This window comes from Marinobacterium lutimaris (assembly GCF_900108065.1).
GTDB lineage: Bacteria > Pseudomonadota > Gammaproteobacteria > Pseudomonadales > Balneatricaceae > Marinobacterium_D > Marinobacterium_D lutimaris.
This window is the reverse complement of sequence record NZ_FNVQ01000001.1, coordinates 1,010,882-1,027,374: the sequence shown is the minus strand read 5'-3', so window position 1 is coordinate 1,027,374 and position 16,493 is coordinate 1,010,882. Positions and strand designations below refer to the sequence as shown.

21 protein-coding genes and 3 tRNA genes are annotated in these 16,493 nt (G+C 55.6%); 14 read left to right on the top strand and 10 right to left on the bottom strand.

Features of this window, described 5'->3' with window-relative positions:
* Positions 1-3: 3 nt before the first annotated feature.
* The 3 genes from C4S72_RS04525 (at position 4) to C4S72_RS04515 (ending at position 2,428) form a co-directional block, all read left to right on the top strand.
* Positions 4-354 carry a PilZ domain-containing protein gene (locus tag C4S72_RS04525; protein WP_104001850.1) on the top strand — a complete coding sequence of 117 codons (351 nt, stop codon included), beginning with the start codon at positions 4-6 and terminating at the stop codon, positions 352-354.
* 30 nt (positions 355-384) lie between these two features.
* Positions 385-1,167, top strand: coding sequence for a TatD family hydrolase (locus C4S72_RS04520; protein WP_104001849.1), 783 nt, complete (start codon positions 385-387; stop codon positions 1,165-1,167).
* Between the two features lie 160 nt (positions 1,168-1,327).
* Complete coding sequence (locus C4S72_RS04515) at positions 1,328-2,428, top strand: malate dehydrogenase (RefSeq protein ID WP_104001848.1); 1,101 nt, start codon at positions 1,328-1,330, stop codon at positions 2,426-2,428.
* Positions 2,429-2,490: 62 nt separating this feature from the next.
* Here C4S72_RS04515 and C4S72_RS04510 read toward each other — a convergent pair whose 3' ends face one another.
* The 6 genes from C4S72_RS04510 to C4S72_RS04485 all read right to left on the bottom strand — a co-directional run bounded on the left by C4S72_RS04510 (position 2,491) and on the right by C4S72_RS04485 (position 5,344).
* Entirely contained in the window at positions 2,491-3,072 is a 582-nt protein-coding gene (locus C4S72_RS04510; RefSeq protein ID WP_104001847.1) for a chemotaxis protein CheW, read from the bottom strand.
* 110 nt (positions 3,073-3,182) lie between these two features.
* The gene (locus tag C4S72_RS04505) at positions 3,183-3,518 is read right to left on the bottom strand and encodes a TusE/DsrC/DsvC family sulfur relay protein (RefSeq protein WP_104001846.1); all 336 of its coding nucleotides are present in this window, start codon (positions 3,516-3,518) and stop codon (positions 3,183-3,185) included.
* Complete coding sequence (gene tusB, locus C4S72_RS04500) at positions 3,518-3,796, bottom strand: sulfurtransferase complex subunit TusB (protein ID WP_104001845.1); 279 nt, start codon at positions 3,794-3,796, stop codon at positions 3,518-3,520. The genes C4S72_RS04505 and tusB overlap by 1 nt, the downstream gene beginning before the upstream one ends.
* A gap of 2 nt (positions 3,797-3,798) precedes the next feature.
* Entirely contained in the window at positions 3,799-4,161 is a 363-nt protein-coding gene (gene tusC, locus C4S72_RS04495) for a sulfurtransferase complex subunit TusC (protein WP_104001844.1), read from the bottom strand.
* On the bottom strand, positions 4,158-4,556 hold the full coding sequence (gene tusD, locus C4S72_RS04490) for a sulfurtransferase complex subunit TusD (RefSeq protein ID WP_104001843.1): 399 nt from the start codon (positions 4,554-4,556) through the stop codon (positions 4,158-4,160). Before tusD ends, tusC begins: the two co-directional genes overlap by 4 nt.
* A 107-nt stretch (positions 4,557-4,663) precedes the next feature.
* On the bottom strand, positions 4,664-5,344 hold the full coding sequence (locus C4S72_RS04485; protein ID WP_104001842.1) for a Bax inhibitor-1/YccA family protein: 681 nt from the start codon (positions 5,342-5,344) through the stop codon (positions 4,664-4,666).
* A gap of 144 nt (positions 5,345-5,488) precedes the next feature.
* On the opposite strand from C4S72_RS04485, the gene C4S72_RS04480 reads away from it, so the two are divergent.
* From C4S72_RS04480 to mtnN, 3 genes are all read left to right on the top strand, one after another.
* Positions 5,489-5,576: transfer RNA gene (locus tag C4S72_RS04480), tRNA-Ser, on the top strand.
* Positions 5,577-5,819: 243 nt separating this feature from the next.
* A complete protein-coding gene (locus tag C4S72_RS04475; RefSeq protein ID WP_104001841.1) occupies positions 5,820-6,581 on the top strand; it encodes a pseudouridine synthase in 762 nt (253 codons plus the stop codon).
* Between the two features lie 199 nt (positions 6,582-6,780).
* Positions 6,781-7,542 (top strand): 5'-methylthioadenosine/S-adenosylhomocysteine nucleosidase, encoded by a 762-nt coding sequence (mtnN, locus tag C4S72_RS04470; protein ID WP_104001840.1) that lies wholly within the window; start codon positions 6,781-6,783, stop codon positions 7,540-7,542.
* 18 nt (positions 7,543-7,560) lie between these two features.
* Here the strand turns inward: mtnN and C4S72_RS04465 are convergent, their stop codons facing one another.
* On the bottom strand, positions 7,561-8,106 hold the full coding sequence (locus tag C4S72_RS04465) for a TlpA family protein disulfide reductase (protein WP_104001839.1): 546 nt from the start codon (positions 8,104-8,106) through the stop codon (positions 7,561-7,563).
* Positions 8,107-8,237: 131 nt separating this feature from the next.
* Between C4S72_RS04465 and C4S72_RS04460 the strand changes: the two genes are divergently transcribed.
* Together C4S72_RS04460 and C4S72_RS25725 are read left to right on the top strand one after the other, a co-directional pair.
* Positions 8,238-9,113 carry an NAD(P)-dependent oxidoreductase gene (locus C4S72_RS04460; protein WP_104001838.1) on the top strand — a complete coding sequence of 292 codons (876 nt, stop codon included), beginning with the start codon at positions 8,238-8,240 and terminating at the stop codon, positions 9,111-9,113.
* Between the two features lie 133 nt (positions 9,114-9,246).
* Positions 9,247-9,387 (top strand): hypothetical protein, encoded by a 141-nt coding sequence (locus C4S72_RS25725; protein ID WP_160115442.1) that lies wholly within the window; start codon positions 9,247-9,249, stop codon positions 9,385-9,387.
* 98 nt (positions 9,388-9,485) lie between these two features.
* On the opposite strand, the gene C4S72_RS04455 is transcribed toward C4S72_RS25725, so the two are convergent.
* Together C4S72_RS04455 and C4S72_RS04450 are read right to left on the bottom strand one after the other, a co-directional pair.
* Positions 9,486-10,406: a DMT family transporter gene (locus C4S72_RS04455; RefSeq protein ID WP_104001837.1), complete on the bottom strand. Its 921-nt coding sequence runs from the start codon at positions 10,404-10,406 to the stop codon at positions 9,486-9,488.
* A 28-nt stretch (positions 10,407-10,434) separates the two neighbouring features.
* Complete coding sequence (locus C4S72_RS04450) at positions 10,435-11,403, bottom strand: DUF1853 family protein (RefSeq protein WP_160115441.1); 969 nt, start codon at positions 11,401-11,403, stop codon at positions 10,435-10,437.
* Positions 11,404-11,445: 42 nt separating this feature from the next.
* On the opposite strand from C4S72_RS04450, the gene C4S72_RS04445 reads away from it, so the two are divergent.
* The 6 genes from C4S72_RS04445 to C4S72_RS04420 all read left to right on the top strand — a co-directional run bounded on the left by C4S72_RS04445 (position 11,446) and on the right by C4S72_RS04420 (position 15,488).
* On the top strand, positions 11,446-11,778 hold the full coding sequence (locus C4S72_RS04445; RefSeq protein ID WP_235009044.1) for an excinuclease ABC subunit C: 333 nt from the start codon (positions 11,446-11,448) through the stop codon (positions 11,776-11,778).
* Positions 11,779-11,904: 126 nt separating this feature from the next.
* Positions 11,905-13,692: an excinuclease ABC subunit UvrC gene (uvrC, locus tag C4S72_RS04440; RefSeq protein ID WP_268807693.1), complete on the top strand. Its 1,788-nt coding sequence runs from the start codon at positions 11,905-11,907 to the stop codon at positions 13,690-13,692.
* A 30-nt stretch (positions 13,693-13,722) separates the two neighbouring features.
* Positions 13,723-14,271 (top strand): CDP-diacylglycerol--glycerol-3-phosphate 3-phosphatidyltransferase, encoded by a 549-nt coding sequence (gene pgsA, locus C4S72_RS04435; RefSeq protein WP_104001834.1) that lies wholly within the window; start codon positions 13,723-13,725, stop codon positions 14,269-14,271.
* Between the two features lie 122 nt (positions 14,272-14,393).
* Positions 14,394-14,469: transfer RNA gene (locus C4S72_RS04430), tRNA-Gly, on the top strand.
* An 18-nt stretch (positions 14,470-14,487) separates the two neighbouring features.
* A tRNA-Cys gene (locus C4S72_RS04425) sits at positions 14,488-14,561 on the top strand.
* A 276-nt stretch (positions 14,562-14,837) separates the two neighbouring features.
* Positions 14,838-15,488: a hypothetical protein gene (locus C4S72_RS04420; RefSeq protein WP_104001833.1), complete on the top strand. Its 651-nt coding sequence runs from the start codon at positions 14,838-14,840 to the stop codon at positions 15,486-15,488.
* Between the two features lie 214 nt (positions 15,489-15,702).
* Here C4S72_RS04420 and C4S72_RS04415 read toward each other — a convergent pair whose 3' ends face one another.
* A complete protein-coding gene (locus C4S72_RS04415) occupies positions 15,703-16,482 on the bottom strand; it encodes an SDR family oxidoreductase (RefSeq protein ID WP_104001832.1) in 780 nt (259 codons plus the stop codon).
* Positions 16,483-16,493 lie beyond the last annotated feature (11 nt).

The following is a 16,493-nucleotide window of genomic DNA, read 5'->3' as shown; positions in this document are numbered from 1 at the left end:
TAGATGTCAATCGTGCCACGTATCAGTCACGGTATTCTTTCGCTGGTAATTGGGAACAAGGAAGAACTTCTCAAGGCCTACATGCCGTTCATTGCTAACGGCGGTCTGTTTATACCGACCACGCGGTCTTACCAGCTCGGTGAAGAGGTGTTCATGTTGATGACCCTCATGGATGAAGCCGACAAAATACCGGTGACCGGGCGCGTCGTCTGGGTGACCCCCAAGGCTGCGCAGGGCGGTCGTACACCAGGTATTGGCATTCAGCTCTCCAGTGAAGACTCTCAGCTGGTCAACAAGGTTGAAACCTATCTGGCAGGCGCTCTGGGTAGCGGTCGTCGTACCAACACTCTCTGATTACACTTTCAGATCTTTCTAGGCTATTCCATGTTTATCGATTCCCACTGCCATCTGGACCGGCTGGACCTCGGCCGCCATGATGGTTCCCTGGCCAACCTGATCAATGCCGCCGGCGAAGCCGGTGTCGAAGAGATGCTCTGCGTCGCCATCGACCTGAACCAGTTCGACGAGATGTACGCCAAGGTTGAGCCCTTCAGTAACGTTTATGCTTCTGCCGGTGTTCACCCCTGTCACGTCAATGAATGCCCCTGGGATGAGCAGCGCCTGCGCAAAGCCGCCGCTAACAAGCGCATCGTCGCGCTCGGCGAAACCGGGCTCGATTACTACTACAGCTCAGAGCTGGCCGAAGAGCAGAAAGAGAGCTTCGCGGGTCATCTCCGGCTCGGCAGCGAGCTCGGGCTGCCAGTGATCGTCCACACCCGTGATGCGCGTCAGGACACTCTGGATATCATCCGTGAACACGGCGATCCAAAAACTGCGGGTGTGCTGCATTGCTTTACCGAATCGCTGGAGATGGCGCAGGCAGCGCTCGAGATGAACTACTTCATTTCATTCTCCGGCATCATTACCTTCAAGACCGCAGAAGAGCTGCGTGAGGTGGTCAAAGCGGTTCCCATGGAGAAGATTCTGATCGAGACCGATTCTCCCTATCTTGCGCCGGTACCTTATCGCGGCAAGCAGAACGAGCCGACCTATGTCCCCAAAGTGGCCGAATGCATCGCCGACCTTAAAGGTCTGCGCGTGGAAGAGGTCGCCGAAATCACCAAGAACAACTTCTACACACTCTTCAGTAAAGCCCGCCAGGGCTGATTCCTGTCTCTGTAGTCTGTAGCACCGGTATCCGGGAACGATTCCCGGGCATCGGTGCTTGCATCTGTCATCTTGTTTGCATTCAATGCAGTATTAGACGAAAGTCTAATGCTATCGCGTCTAATGTAATAACAACGATAAGCTGACAGAGGAAGTGCTCATGAGGAGACCGGTACGTATCGCCGTCACTGGCGCAGCAGGTGCCATCAGTAACAGTCTGTTGTTCAAGGTTGCAAGCGGGGAGATGCTGGGTAAGGACCAGCCGGTTATTCTCCAGTTGATCGAGATGCCTGGCCGTATGGAGGCTCTACGCGGGCTCGCCATGGAGCTCGAAGACTGCGCATACCCGCTACTACACACCATCACCCTGCACGATAATGTCGAGGATGGCTTCAACAACGTCCACTACGCACTGCTGATAGGCGCCAGGCCGCGAGGAGCGGGGATGGAACGCCGCGATCTGCTGGAGTCCAATGCCGAGATCTTCAGCCGTCAGGGGCGGGCACTCAACGATTTCGCCAACCGCGATGTAAAGGTGCTGGTAGTCGGCAACCCCGCCAACACCAATGCACTGATCGCCAGCCGCAACGCCCCCAAGCTCAGCCCCTCACAATTTACCGCCCTGACACGCCTCGACCATAACCGCGCCAAGGGTATTCTCGCCAACCACACCGGCGCCAACCCGCGCAATATTGGCCGCATTGTCATCTGGGGTAACCATTCGCCGTCGCAATTCCCGGATCTTCATCATGCGACCGTGCTCGATGAACCGGTGATGGGGCAGATCGACCGCAGCTGGTACGAAGAGGTGTTTATACCGAAGATCCAGAATCGGGGCGGTGAGATTATCGCCGCACGGGGATTATCCAGCGCCGCATCAGCCGCCCAAGCGGTGATTGACCATATGCACGACTGGATACTTGGCACGGAACCCGGCGAGATCGTCAGCATGGGAATTGTCAGCGATGGCAGCTACGGAGTGGAAAAGGGGATTATCTACTCCTTCCCGGTGCGCTGTGATTACGGCCGCTACCAGATCGTGAAAGGGCTGGAGATCGGCGACTGGGCCCGTGAACGGATGAAGGCCACCGAAGCAGAACTGATCGAAGAGCGCGATGCAGTTCAACACCTGCTGCCGGCGGAAACCGCCGAATCGCATCAGAACCTGTCGATCTGCCTGCGCTCCGGTGTCACTCTTTATGCTGACGGTACCGGCCCCGACGCATCATCCAAGTACCTGACCACCAACCGTGTCATGTAAGCGGCACAAAAAAGCTCCTGTTATGCAGGAGCTTTTTTTACAGCGAGAGCTTGAGGAGCAGATCAGATCGTCGGCATGGACGGAACGGCTACTGATTCCTCTTCTTCTGTCGGTGTGATCGACTGCAGCATTTTGCTCAGATCAAGCAGGATGATCAGCATGTTGCTGTGGTAGCAGACACCCTGGACAAAGCGCTTGCTGGTTTCATCACCAGACGCGTTGGGCGCACGCTCAACCTCATTCTGCGGCAGGCTCAGCACTTCGTCGACGCTGTCTACCACAAGGCCGATCACTTCGGACTCGTTAAACTCAACAACGATGACACGGGTTTCATCATCCGGCTCAACCATCGGCAGACGGAACATCTGGCGGGTATCGATAACGGTGACGACATTACCGCGCAGGTTGATAATGCCGAGCACCGAGGTGTCAGCACCGGGGACAGGGGTGATCGCGCTGTACCGCAGGACTTCCTTCACCTGCATGACATCGATGCCGTAGAGCTCGTTGTCGACGCGGAAGGTAGCCCACTGGTTGTAGATGATCTCTTCCTTCTGCGAATTGCGGGAATTCTGCTTTTCCTGCTTCTTCTTTTCCAGCGCCTTGAGCATCTGTAGTTGATCTGCTTCGGCTTGTAGACTCATGTTGAGTACCCTGTCAGTCGTGTTAGTGCCCAACGATCCAGCGGGATCGAAAACTGTAGTATAAAAGGGACAGCTCAGTATCACACAGAGCTGTGCTCCTTAAAAGGCCGTTACAGGCAGTTGTCCGGCTTTGGCAGCCCCGCCAGCAGGGCGCCCAGCTTGGCAGGGCTGCCTGGAAATAGCTTCATCAGGTAGATGCTCTTGCCCTTTTCTTCGCCAAGTTCGAGCTTCACCGCCTTGACCAGAGGTCGCATCGCCGGTGAGTGTTCAAAGCGGCTGTAAAAGTCGCGTAACAGGTAGAGTATCTCCCAATGCGCATCCGTCAACTCTATGCCTTCCTGCGCGGCGAGATATTCCGCTACCGCGGGTTGCCACTGGGAGAGGTCCTCAAGGTATCCCTCGTCGTCCAGTACTATGCTGGTTCCTTCTATTTCAAGGTTTTCCATCAAAACCAGCTCACTACTTTGTCATGGGATACAGATAGCGCCACAAAGCCGGCATCGTCAACCTGTTGCTCAAGGGCAATTTCAAGGCCTCTAGCCTGTATATCGGGCGACAGCGCGAAAAGTTTACCTTGTGCTGGCAGCAATTCGGCAAACGCGGGCTGAAGCCAATAGACGCCATCCTCTATCAGTAACAGGCTGTCCTCAGGCGCCATCGCCTCCAGGCAGCTTTCCAGGCAGGCTCTATTGGCAGGTCCCTGATTGAGTGTATGCAAAATCATGATCAAAAACTCAGCACGTGGGTGTGTTCGGCCATCAACTCTGCGATCTGAGCCGCATCGACGCTCTCCACTGGCAGTGCCAGTTGATCTTCGCTCAGGCCTCGCTGCGCCATGGCGCTTTGGGCAACACAGAGACGATCGATATCATAGAGCGGCAGTGACTGCTGAATGGCATTGAGGTTTTTCTGGCCGATCCCGGCCGGTGACTGCCCCTTGAGTAGCTGGTAAACGGCATCATCCATAAACAGCAGGGTAACCGGCGCCTCAAATACTGAGCAGGTCAATGCGGCATCCAGCGCATCGCGCGCGGCAGAGCTACCGTAGGGAGCACTGCGCACCAGAATAAGAATGCTGTCAACGCTCATGAACGGCCTCCGAAGGTGATAACACGGTCTGACACCAGGCAGGCTTCCACCAACTGACCAAGGCCGGATAGCTCAAAGCCAGGTGCAAGGTTGGCGCTCTCTTTCTTATAGCGCTTCGCCTCGTTCTCGTTCATCACACCACGACGCACCGCGGCTGCGATACAGACGACCAAATCGAGCTGATGTTCCTTTGCCAGCGCCTGCCACTGGGCAGGGATATTGGCTTCATCCTGGGGCGGAGAGGCCAGGGCTGTGCCGTTATGTATGCCGTCGCGATAGAAAAATACGCGATGGATGCTATGACCGGAGGCAAGCAGCGCACGGGCAAAACGCAGCGCCGTTTCGGCTCCCTGGCTCTGTACCGGTGAGGCCTGCACGACTAGAGAAAAGATCATCGGCTACTCTTTGTGTTTCAACGCAAAAATCAGACGTAAAAAAGCCCCGCTATCTTACCAGAGACAGCGGGGCTTTTTCTTTAGCAGCTATCGGTTGTCAGCAGCTATCAGTCGTCGCTGAACGCGCCAACCAGTGCGAGCAGGTGTACGAACAGGTTGTAGATGCTCAGGTACAGGCTGACAGTGGCCATGACGTAGTTGGTGTAGGTACCGTTCACGATGTTGCTGGTGTCGTAAAGGACGAAACCGGCCATCAGCATGACGACCGCCGCGGAGAACGCCAGCTGGATGCCGGAGATGTCTACGCCGAACATCGGCAGGATGAACAGTGCAATCATCGCAACGATAAGCACCATGCTGCCTGCAGCCAGGAAGCCGCCCATGAAGCTGAAGTCCTTACGGCTGGTCAGCGCGTAAGCGGACAGGCCAAGGAAGGTGACAGCAGTCATGCCCAGTGCGGTCATAACGATCTGGGCACCGTTGGACATCGCCAGGTACTGGTTAAGAATCGGGCCAAGACCGAAGCCGAGCAGGCCGGTAAAGGCAAAGGTCAGCGGCAGGGCAGCAGCGCTGTTCTGCTTTTTGTTGAGCACAAACAGCAGCACGAAGCTGAGGATTACGCTACCCAGGTAAGCGAAAAACGGAGGGTTAATCGCCATGGAAATGCCTGCGGTCACGGCGCTGAGAACCAGTGTCATCGACAGCAGCATGTAGGTGTTGCGGATCACCTTGTTGGTGTCGACCGCGGAACTGTGCGCCCGATGTGACAGGGGTTGAACGTTCGCCATAGTTATCCTCACTAAGTTTTAGATAAGTTAGTAATTAAAATTAGTAACTTGGTTACACGCCATAATGGTTTCTTTTACGGGATTTTCAAGTGTTTTGGACCGTTTGACATCGCAAAGATTCCACGTAAACTGCCTATCGACTGCGGAGGGATGGCTGAGCGGTTGAAAGCACCGGTCTTGAAAACCGACGAGTCGAGAGGCTCCCAGGGTTCGAATCCCTGTCCCTCCGCCACTCATACCAGAAAAAGCCGCTGAGCTATCAAGCCAGCGGCTTTTTTCTTTTTACACCACGCCAGTGCGCCCAATTTCTTTTCATTGAACTGAGTCAGCGGCGCTCAGACAGGAATATCGCTGTTCGCCGGTGAAATACCCCTACAATCGTGTACACTACGCGCCAATTCGCGAAGGCTGCCCAAGGGCCGCCGTCAATTAACCGGCCGTAAGATCATACTTTCAGTTCCGTGAGCGCAGTACCGTGAGCGACCTCAGTCCAGACCCCACCGCTGAACCCCGAATCCTTTACGAAGATGAATGGCTGATCGCCGTCGATAAACCGGCCGGCCTGCTGGTGCATCCAAGTTGGATCGCACCTGCCAAAACGCCTCATCTGGTGGGATGGCTGCGTGAGCGCTACCCGGATGAAAAGATCCACACGGTGCATCGGCTCGACCGGGCGACCTCTGGCATCATCCTGTTCGCCAGAAATAAAGACACCGCACATAAGCTGCAAACGGCTTTTGCCGAACGGGAAGTAGAGAAAACCTACCTCTGCGTTGCGCGTGGCTGGATCGAAGAGGCCGGCGAGATCGACTACGCGCTGAGTCATATCCACGACCGTATCGCCGACGCAAAAGCCGATCCGGATAAACCTCCCCAGGATGCAATTACGACATACAAACCGCTCGCACGCGTCGAGTTGCCGATTCCGATAGGCAAATATCCCGTTGCACGCTATTGTCTCGTCGAGGTGCGCCCCAAAACAGGGCGTAAGCATCAGATCCGTCGCCATATGAAACATATCTTTCATCCGCTGGCGGGCGATACAAAATATGGGGAAGGGCGGCATAACCGCTTGTTCCGCGAGGAACTCGGCCTGCATCGACTGTTATTGATGGCCACCGAACTGGAGATGAAACATCCGGAAACAGGTGAAACAATGAAGATCCAGGCGTCGGTAGCGGATGATGTCGCTCGTGTTTTCGACAGTTTCGGCTGGCAGGGTCTTTACCCGAACTGAGTCAGTAGGTTTGCTACAACTATTGCGATAACGCTTGCTGGAACTCTTGCTGGAACTAAAGTTGCTTATACTTTTGCCAGCAGGACAGCGCTTACAAACACTATAAGCAAGATGGGGCCCCAGGGACGGGGCATTTAAATAGGCGGTCGGTGCCAGTCACCACCACTACACAACTAAAGAGAACAGCGAATCTATTTTTATGACAACTCCCTCCGCACTAGCTGACCTGCTTAAGTCATCCAGTCCACTGCGGGTTGCCATCATTGGCGCAATGGATCAGGAGGTTGAACAACTGAAGGAGGCTTTAACCGGTCGTGAGCACCAGGTTATTGCCGGCTTCGACTTTTACACCGGCCAGCTCCACGGTACCGACGTGGTGCTGCTCAAGTCCGGCATCGGCAAGGTCAATGCAGCCATTGGCACTGCATTGCTGCTGTATCAATTCCAGCCGACCTGCGTGATCAATACCGGCTCCGCCGGTGGTTTCGATGCAGAGCTGGAAGTCGGTGACGTGGTGATCTCCAAGGAAGTACGCCATCACGACGTGGATCTGACTATCTTCGGTTACGAGCACGGCCAGTTGCCAGGTATGCCGCCAGCCTTTGCACCGGACGCACTGCTGGTGGATTTTGCTGAGCAGTGCATCGGCAGCATGAAAGGGATGAAGACGGTTAATGGCCTCATCGCCACCGGCGATACCTTTATGGACAAGGCCGATCGTGTGGCCGCCACGCGAGAGCTGTTCCCGACCATGAAGGCCTGCGAGATGGAAGCGGCGGCAATTGCCCAGGCATGCCACCGTTTCGACACCCCGTTTATTATCATCCGCGCGCTGTCTGATATCGCCGGCAAGGAATCCAATATCTCCTTTAAGGAGTTTCTGGAAACCGCAGCCAGCCACTCAGCCGAGATGGTGATGGCGATTACCGACCGGATCAGAGGCTGGAAAGCCGACCACTGATCCAGGGCGAAGCTGCTATCAGGACGGTAGCAGCTCGTCGATTCTGGCCTGCCAGGCTTCACTGTCCCACTCCTCTTCGCCAGTGATCACCTCGATCAACTCGCCATCGGCGGAGAACAGGTAACTCATCGGCAGACCACGCAGCTTGAACTCCCTGAAGGTTCGACCTTCAGGGTCAAGCAGCAGCGTTAGCTCGAGCGGCTGCTCCAGCTTGTCGAGAAAACTTTGCACATCTTCCGGCTGCTCCCCGGCACTGATCGCCAGCACCGAGAACGGCTTCCCCTCGAACGCGGTTTGCAGGCGGTCCAGTGCCGGCATTTCACGCACGCAGGGAGGGCACCAGGTCGCCCAGAAATTCACCAGCACAACCTCTCCACGGTGTTGTGCGAAGCTGTGCCCGGAACCATCCAGGGCTGAGAACTCCAGTCCGTAGAGTTCAGGCGAATCCTCAGCCGAACTCTCCGCATGGGCGAGCTGCACCATCGGCAGGCTCACTAACATCAGCGTCGCGAACGATCTACCTATCCACTTGCCAACCCGTTTCCTCATTAGCACATTAACCATTCGCGGTACCTCCTCACACGCTGTACGCTAAAAACCGGTAATGGGATTATAACGATTTATCCTGCGGTGTTTTCCGCAGCCAAGCATCTAAAAACAATGAGCCTCTGGGCGAAAACTCCAAGGAGCGCGTAATGGCAAAGGTAGCATTTATCGGTCTGGGCACCATGGGATATCCGATGGCCGGGCATCTGGTTAAAGCGGGGCATGAGGTTTGCGTATACAACCGTACGCTGAGTAAAGCCGAAGCCTGGGTGGCCGAATACGGACACCGACTTGCGGAGACACCCTCCGGCGCCGCAGAAGGCGCCGAGTTTGTTATGACCTGCGTCGGTAACGACAACGACCTGGCGGAAGTGACGCTGGGCGAGCAGGGTGTACTCAAAACACTGGCCAAGGACAGCATTCTCATCGATCACACCACCGCGTCTGCGGCCATCGCCCGTGAGCTGGACGCCGCCTGCAAGGCGCAGGGCGCAGGCTTTCTGGATGCACCGGTCTCCGGTGGTCAAACGGGGGCAGAGAATGGCGTGCTTGGTGTTATGGTCGGTGGTGATCAGAATACCTTTGCCCGTGGCGAACCGGTCATGCTGGCCTACGGCAAGGCGATCAAGCACCTGGGCGAAGCCGGCAACGGCCAGCTCACCAAGATGGTTAACCAGATCTGTATCGCGGGCCTGGTACAGGGTTTGGCCGAGGCTACCCACTTCCTTAAACAGTCCGGTTTGGATGGCGAGGCGGTCTTCGATGTCATCCAGCACGGTGCCGCCGGCTCCTGGCAGATGACCAACCGTCACCAGACCATGCTGAACGATAAATTCGATTTTGGCTTTGCCGTGGACTGGATGCGTAAGGACCTGTCCCTGGTACTTGATGAAGCGCGGCGCAACGGCGCCCGTCTGCCGGTTACCGCGTTGGTGGACCAATTTTACGCCGATGTGCAGACGATGGGAGGAGGCCGCTGGGATACGTCGAGCCTGCTGAAGCGGCTAGAGCCCGGTAACGACTGATTGATGGCGCAACGATGACAGAATAGTACGAGAGTCTATATGGCTTTCGTCGCTGCAATCGTTATAATGCGCAAAATTTCACCAGAGGGCGGCCCACCGCTCCTTAACCATCTCAGTGAGAGGTTCTCGTTCTATGCCTGACATCGATAAGTACACCCTGGTTTCCTTCGCACCGAGCCTGGCCATCGTTGCCGCCATGATCATCGGTACCTTCGTTGCGGTTCGCGCTCTGAAGAAAGTTATCGCGAAGGACGCTGCTAAAGCCGGCGAATAATCGCCCGCTGCAAAGCACAGCCGAATTCGAGAGGGTCGCTTAAAGCGGCCCTTTTTTGTGCCCGTGTTTTACTCCCGTCTTTTACTACCCGTCTTTTACTAAAGGCGTTTGCAGTGGGTGTTATCCGACTGACTGTCGGCCCGGGCCAGCAGCAACATACTCACCATAAGCATGGCGGAGGCGAGCAGGTAGCCGGGTTTCCAGTCGGTTATACCAAACAATAGCTCCGCGCAGAGCACCAACAGGGGCGGCACATAACCATAGGCTGCGACCATGCTTGGCGATAACCTCAGTGTCGCCACCTGCAAGATCCAGAAGGTCACCAGCGTCGTGAAGAGCGTGAGATAGGCGAGAGCACTGAGATCGCCAAGGCTCACTGTGGCGAAAAACTCACCCAGTCGCCCCAGCAGCAGATCCGGCAAACCGATCAGCACCCCGCCGGCAAGCAAGCCGTAACAGGTGGTCCGATATGGGTTGGCCGGGATCAATCCATGGTCGGTGGCATAGCGGGAGAGATTGTTATAGCCCGCTGAGAGTACGCAGCCAAACAGGAAAATAGACTCGCCAAAGCCAAGTTCGAAGCCGGAAAGCCCCGCGAAGTCCGCACGGCTGACTATCACCAGCGCTGCCGTTGCCGCCAGCAGCAGCGTACCCAGGCGTTTAAACCTGGGCTTCTCTATGCCCACGGTTATCGCGATCAGGTAGGCAAATAGCGGCTGGGTTACAAACAGCGCGGCGAGTGTTAACGGAGAGATAAACTGCAGCGCCTTGAACATAATGGAGAAGAACGCCGCCAGCAGCAGCCCGAGAATCGAATAGATCATCCCGGCAGTGAAACCGGGCCAGCCACGCTCACGCATAAACACCAGCATGATGGCACCTGCGGTGAGAAACCTAAGGCTGACAAGGAAGTTGGTAGAAAGCGCTGGATCAAACAGCGCGGCGACAGGGAAAGAGGAGGCCACCAGAACGGTCCATAGAAACAGCAGCAGATGCGCGCTGAGCGCCTTACCAACCATCAAACGCTGCTCCTCATCGCACTGCTCTTCATCGGCTGCTACCGGGCCAGTTGTCGGGCACGACGAAGCCGCGACTGCTCTCTAGCCAACCGCCATCCACTCGCTCAAGCGCCACAACCAGATTGCCGCGATGTTGATCCTGCAGATGCGTGCGCAGTTCATCAAGTGTAAACACCGGATTGCCCAGGCAGGCGGGCGGTAGCAGCCAGTCCGGCTTGCCCGGCAACATGAACCGCTCTCCCTTGTTGGAAAGTAATTCCAGCTCCGACCAGGTCAACCACCAGCCGCGCAGATGCTCGGGATTCACCCCGGCCGGGGCGGGTGTCTTAGCTTGCAGAGGATGATAAAACAGCCAGCCTTTAACCCAGACTGCAGGCAGAGGTGACTCTTCAACACCCAATTCCGTCAGCACTTGTTGCGCTTCCGGGCGCTGGCTCAACGGGAGCTGATGGCTCAGCATGCGTCGCCATTTGGTAGCCAGGCAGTCCTTGCGTCGGGTGCCGATAAACCCCGCCAGATCGATAGGTTCAGCATCATCGACAGGGTCGAGCAGATAGAGTTTAAGGGCAACTTCCAGATGTATCCACCGGCTCCCCAGCTTGAGCAGGAAGTCCATTTCGCCCAAGGTGATCTTATCTTTAGCAACTTGGATATTTCTATGAATATCAGATATTTGGTCGTTGTTTTTAAGGTGAAAGTGTACAATATTCTCGAAGTGTTCCCCCAGCCGCCAGCGCGGTTCATAGTCGGTCAAATCGGCTGATGAGCCGATAGTGCCGGAGCCAAACCTGATCTCGTCGGGACAGCTAAACTCTGAGGGAGCCAGCATCAGATCCGGAGAAGTGCGCAGCCACTCCAGCTCGGCCAGCAGACACTCCTGACCTTCGGCTGTACGAATGGCAGGGTTACGAAGGGTAGTGCTCTGAATGATAGGGTTGCGATTCACTTCTGCTTTAAGACTCCCTAGACTATTGCACGTGCCAATAGCAGGTTTCACGGCACTTCCAGCAACACTTAGGATGACAGACAGAGGCGTCCAATGACAGCGATGACAAAACGCCAGGCACTTCGCCTGAAAACCGAGCAGCAGCAGAACAACCGCCAAAGTAAACGTCATCCGCTGCTGTCTGAAACCGATATCAACAATATCCTGGTTAACGGTGCGCAGATCGCGCTGTCCAAGCTCAAGCGTGCAAAAACCTTTGATGCGCGGCTTTATTACTACGCCGAGATAGGTGTTTACCTGGAAGTATCACTCTCCCGCGGTGCCGGCATCTCGGATCTGACCCGTGACCAGCTGCGTGAAATTCACCAGGAAGCCACCCACCTCCATATGGATGCGAACAAGAAGTTCGCGCTGCTGGCAGAGTAAGCAGGGGAAGGTTCGGTTTAATACGTGAGCAGTAACCAGGAACATTCTAACCTAGGTCAAGCCAGCCAAGATCAGGCCAGCTCTGAGCAGACCGGCGGGTTCGACAGTAAAGCCTTTCTAAGCCGCCTGACCACACGGCCCGGCGTCTACCAGATGTATGCGGCCGATGACTCGATTCTGTATGTTGGCAAAGCGCGAAACCTGAAGAACCGCGTTTCCAGCTATTTCCGCGCCAGTGGTTTGACCACCAAGACCATCGCTCTGGTCAGCCGTATTGCGCGCATCGAAGTCACTATAACCAATAGCGAGACCGAAGCCCTGCTGCTTGAACAGAACCTGATCAAGCAACAGAGGCCGCCTTACAACATCCTGCTGCGTGACGATAAGTCCTACCCGTACATCCTGATCACCGACCAGGAAACCTACCCCGCGGTGCGTTTTCACCGCGGTGCCAAGAAGGGTAAGGCGCGTTACTTCGGCCCATTCCCCAGTGGTGCGGCCGTGCGGGAAAGCCTTAACCTGATGCAGAAGGTGTTCCTGATCCGTCAGTGTGATGACAGCTTCTTTCGTAACCGTTCCCGCCCTTGTCTGCAGTACCAGATCAAACGCTGCAGCGGCCCCTGTGTCGATATGATCTCGCCCGAGGATTATCAGCGCGACGTACGTCACGCCACCATGTTCCTTGAAGGGCGCAATCAGGCGGTGATGGACGAACTGGCGAAGCAGATGGACGACGCTGCCATGAACCTGGAGTTCGAAAAGGCGGCCGAGATCCGCGATCAGATCGGTCGCCTGCGCCAGGTGCAGGAACAGCAGTATATCTCCGGCATGAGTGGTGATGCCGATGTGCTGGGTTGCGCCATCCAGGCCGGCGGCACGGTGGTGCATGGCCTGTTTGTGCGCCAGGGCCGGGTGATCGGCAGCAAGGTTTACCATCCAAGGGTTTCGGTGGAAGAAGGCCCTGCCGATGTGCTGTCAGCGTTTATCGCGCAGTTCTATCTCGGCGCTGGTCGCGAGATCCCCGACAGCCTGATCCTCAGTTTTGAACTGGAGGATCACGACGCGCTTGAGGCAGCTCTCAGCGCCCAGCGTGGCCGCGCCGTCAATATCACCCATAAGGTGCGTGGCGAACGGGCAGGGTGGCAGCGTCTGGCGCAGACCAATGCCGAACAGCAGTTGGCCAGCCACCTGGCCAGCAAACAGAGCATTCACGCCCGTTATCTGGCGCTGCAGGACCTTCTGGGCCTGGACCATCTGCCGGAGCGGCTGGAATGCTTCGATATCAGTCACAGCTCCGGTGAGGCCACCGTGGCTTCCTGTGTGGTGTTCGACCGTAACGGCCCGCTCAAATCCGATTACCGAACCTTTAATATCGAAGGGATCACCGGTGGCGACGATTACGCCGCCATGCACCAGGCGCTGACCCGCCGCTATACTCGGCTGAAAAAAGGCGAGGGCAAACTGCCCGATCTGCTGGTGATCGATGGCGGCAAGGGGCAGGTCGCACAGGCCATGGACGTGCTCGCCAGTCTTCAGGTTACCGAAGTACTGGTCATCGGTATCGCCAAGGGGCCCACCCGAAAAGCGGGCTTCGAAGTCCTCGTCAGCGGTGAGACCGGCGAAGAGCAGATCCTTGAGAGCGATTCTCCCGCGCTGCATCTGCTACAGCATATCCGCGACGAGGCGCACCGATTCGCCATTACCGGCCACCGCGCACGCCGCGGCAAGGCGCGTAAGCAATCCAAGCTTGAAGGTATCCCGGGCATTGGTCCGAAACGCCGCCGCGAGCTGCTGCGCCACTTCGGCAGCGTGCGGGATATAGAGGGCGCCAGTATTGAAGAAATCGCAAAAGTCTCTACCATTAGCCGGGCGCTGGCGGAGGAAATCTACGCCGCGCTCCATCCCGATCGTTAAGCGTCACAGCACAGGCTTCAGATCCTCTAGATGAAAATACCCAATATTCTTACCCTGCTGAGGATCGTCCTGATTCCGGTATTTGTACTCGTTTATTACCTGCCGTACGGCTGGGCGCCGCTGGCGTCGGCCCTGATCTTCGGCCTGGCAGCGATCACCGACTGGTTTGACGGCTACCTGGCGCGCAAACTCGATCAGTCTTCGCCCTTTGGTGCCTTCCTGGACCCTGTCGCCGACAAGCTGATGGTAGCGGTGGCACTGGGTGTGCTGGTGGAAACTTTTGCAGAGCCCTGGATGACGGTGCCCGCTATCGTGATCATTGGTCGCGAGATTGTGATCTCCGCGCTGCGGGAGTGGATGGCTGAACTCGGCAAGCGTGCCAGCGTAGCGGTATCGATGATCGGCAAGGTCAAAACCACGCTGCAGATGATCTCAATCCTGGTGCTGCTGGCCGTTCCGCCGCTGAGCACTCTGTCATGGATTGGGGTAGGGGCACTCTACGGTGCGGCGCTGCTCACTCTTTGGTCAATGTTTGTCTATCTGAAAGCCGCCTGGCCGTTCCTCAGCGAAGATATCTAGGTTAATCCCAGTTTTTTCGCTAAATGGTTAATTTTTAAGCAAAAATAATTATTAAAGTGTGTTGACAGCCCGATTTAGAGCTCTATAATACGCACCACTTGTTGAGGCACACGCCGCACAGCGCGGGAATAGCTCAGTTGGTAGAGCACGACCTTGCCAAGGTCGGGGTCGCGAGTTCGAGTCTCGTTTCCCGCTCCAACAAGTAAACAAAGAAAGGGCTGGATGGCAGAGTGGTCATGCAGCGGACTGCAACTCCGTGTACGCCGGTTCGATTCCGACTCCAGCCTCCATTCTTTGAACTCCTCGATGTTCCCTTCAGGAACATCAGCACTTAGAGAGACCATCTAAGTCGCTTCTGAAAATTTCCGAATACTTTCCGAATACACAGTGCTCCAATAACTAAGCGCTGATTAGCCTCCTTCTGTATAAATAATACGCACTCAAATTGATTAACCTACGTTACAACCGTATACTGGTTGTCAACTAATAGTTGATTACCAATCGCTATATTTAGCCGCTGAGACGGCGTCAAGACCCCAAGGTTCTAGATAGCTAAGGAGCCTTCTATGAGTGCGATTTCAGGAGCATTAGAAGTGCCGTTCGTACTGGACGACCAACAAGCGACAAAGCTGTTCGCCCACCTTTCTGATCCCGATCAGAATCGGGAGGAATTTGATCGTCTGGAACAATTTGATAGTCGTGATCTCAGTGCTGAGATTGGCGTCACTATGCCAGAGGGTTACGAGCTGCGAATTATTGAGCACTTCAATGAGCATACGGAGCTTGAGATATTCGTTCTTAATCGGGCTGAGAAGAGAGTCGCCTTTTTCAACAGGGTTGAGAAAACAGATATCACTCTGGATAGAATTAATCCCAATAAGCCGGTTAAGCAGTCGATGATTTGGCGGCAGATCCGTGGCGATGATGCGAAGGCTACTCGCGATATAACTGAAGCGGTTTTTTTCAAGAAGCTCGTTCAGGAATACAATATCGTCGTTAGTGATTCAGAGCAGACTCGAGACGGCAAGCGTATGTGGGAGTCACTATTGTATACGGCAATGAAAAATCCCAAGTTCGTTGCCGCAGTAGGTGACGCGAAGAATGGAAACGTCTCTTTTATCAGAGATGAAAAATCGCTAGCCACTCAGGAAAAGTGGCTATGGGGGCAGTGTGAGTTTCATAAAGACCGTCTTGGTGTGATAGCTACCGCAGCGTGAGTAATTGAAAAGCCCCTATAAGGGGCTTTTTTAATCATGCGTATCCACTATCAACGTTTTCCCATCATTGACTGACACCTGAGCTCAGTCTTACGTCCGCTCCAGTACCGACATTGGATTGAGCCCCACTACTTATCGAGCTTCCCCGGTAAATTGCTCACTTTCCACTGAAAAAAAGCCCCAACTAACCCCCGCTAATTGGGACCTGATCTTTTTACAGCGTACCCGGATAAGCCCCACCATCCAGCAACAGGTTCTGACCGGTGATAAAGCCTGCCTGGCTGCCGCAGAGAAAAGCGCAGTAAGCGCCGAACTCAGCCGGATCGCCAAAGCGTTCCGCCGGACTGGCCTTCATCTGCTCTTCACGGACCTGCTCGGCGCTTACACCTAGCTTTTTCGCGTAGGAATCCAGCGTGGAGGTCAGGCGGTCGGTTTCGAAAGAACCCGGCAGCAGATTATTAATGGTTACGTTGTAGGCTGCGGTCTGACGCGCTAGCCCAGCGACAAAACCGGTGAGGCCGCTGCGGGCGCCGTTGGAGAGGCCAAGAATAGGGATCGGCGCTTTTACCGCGGAAGAGGTGATATTGATGATGCGGCCGAAGTGACGCGCCTGCATGCCATCGATCACCGACTTTATCAGGAAGATCGGTGTCAGCATGTTCGCATCCAGCGCCGAATACCAGTCCTGTTCGTCCCACTCGCGAAAATCTCCCGGTGGCGGACCACCGGCATTGGTTACCAAGATATCGGGTTTGGGACAGGCGGACAGGACATGATCACGTCCGGCTTCGGTGGTGATATCGGCGGCCACAGCGGTGACACCGACGCCGGTCTGCCTGCGGATCTCTTCTGCGGTTTCATTCAGAGCATCAGCACTGCGTGCGTTGATCACCAGATCCACGCCTTCTTCGGCAAGCGCCAGGGCGCAGGCTTTGCCCAGCCCCTTGGAAGCACCACAGACGATCGCCTTTCGGCCTTTCAGATTAAGGTTCAAGGTAGGTTGTT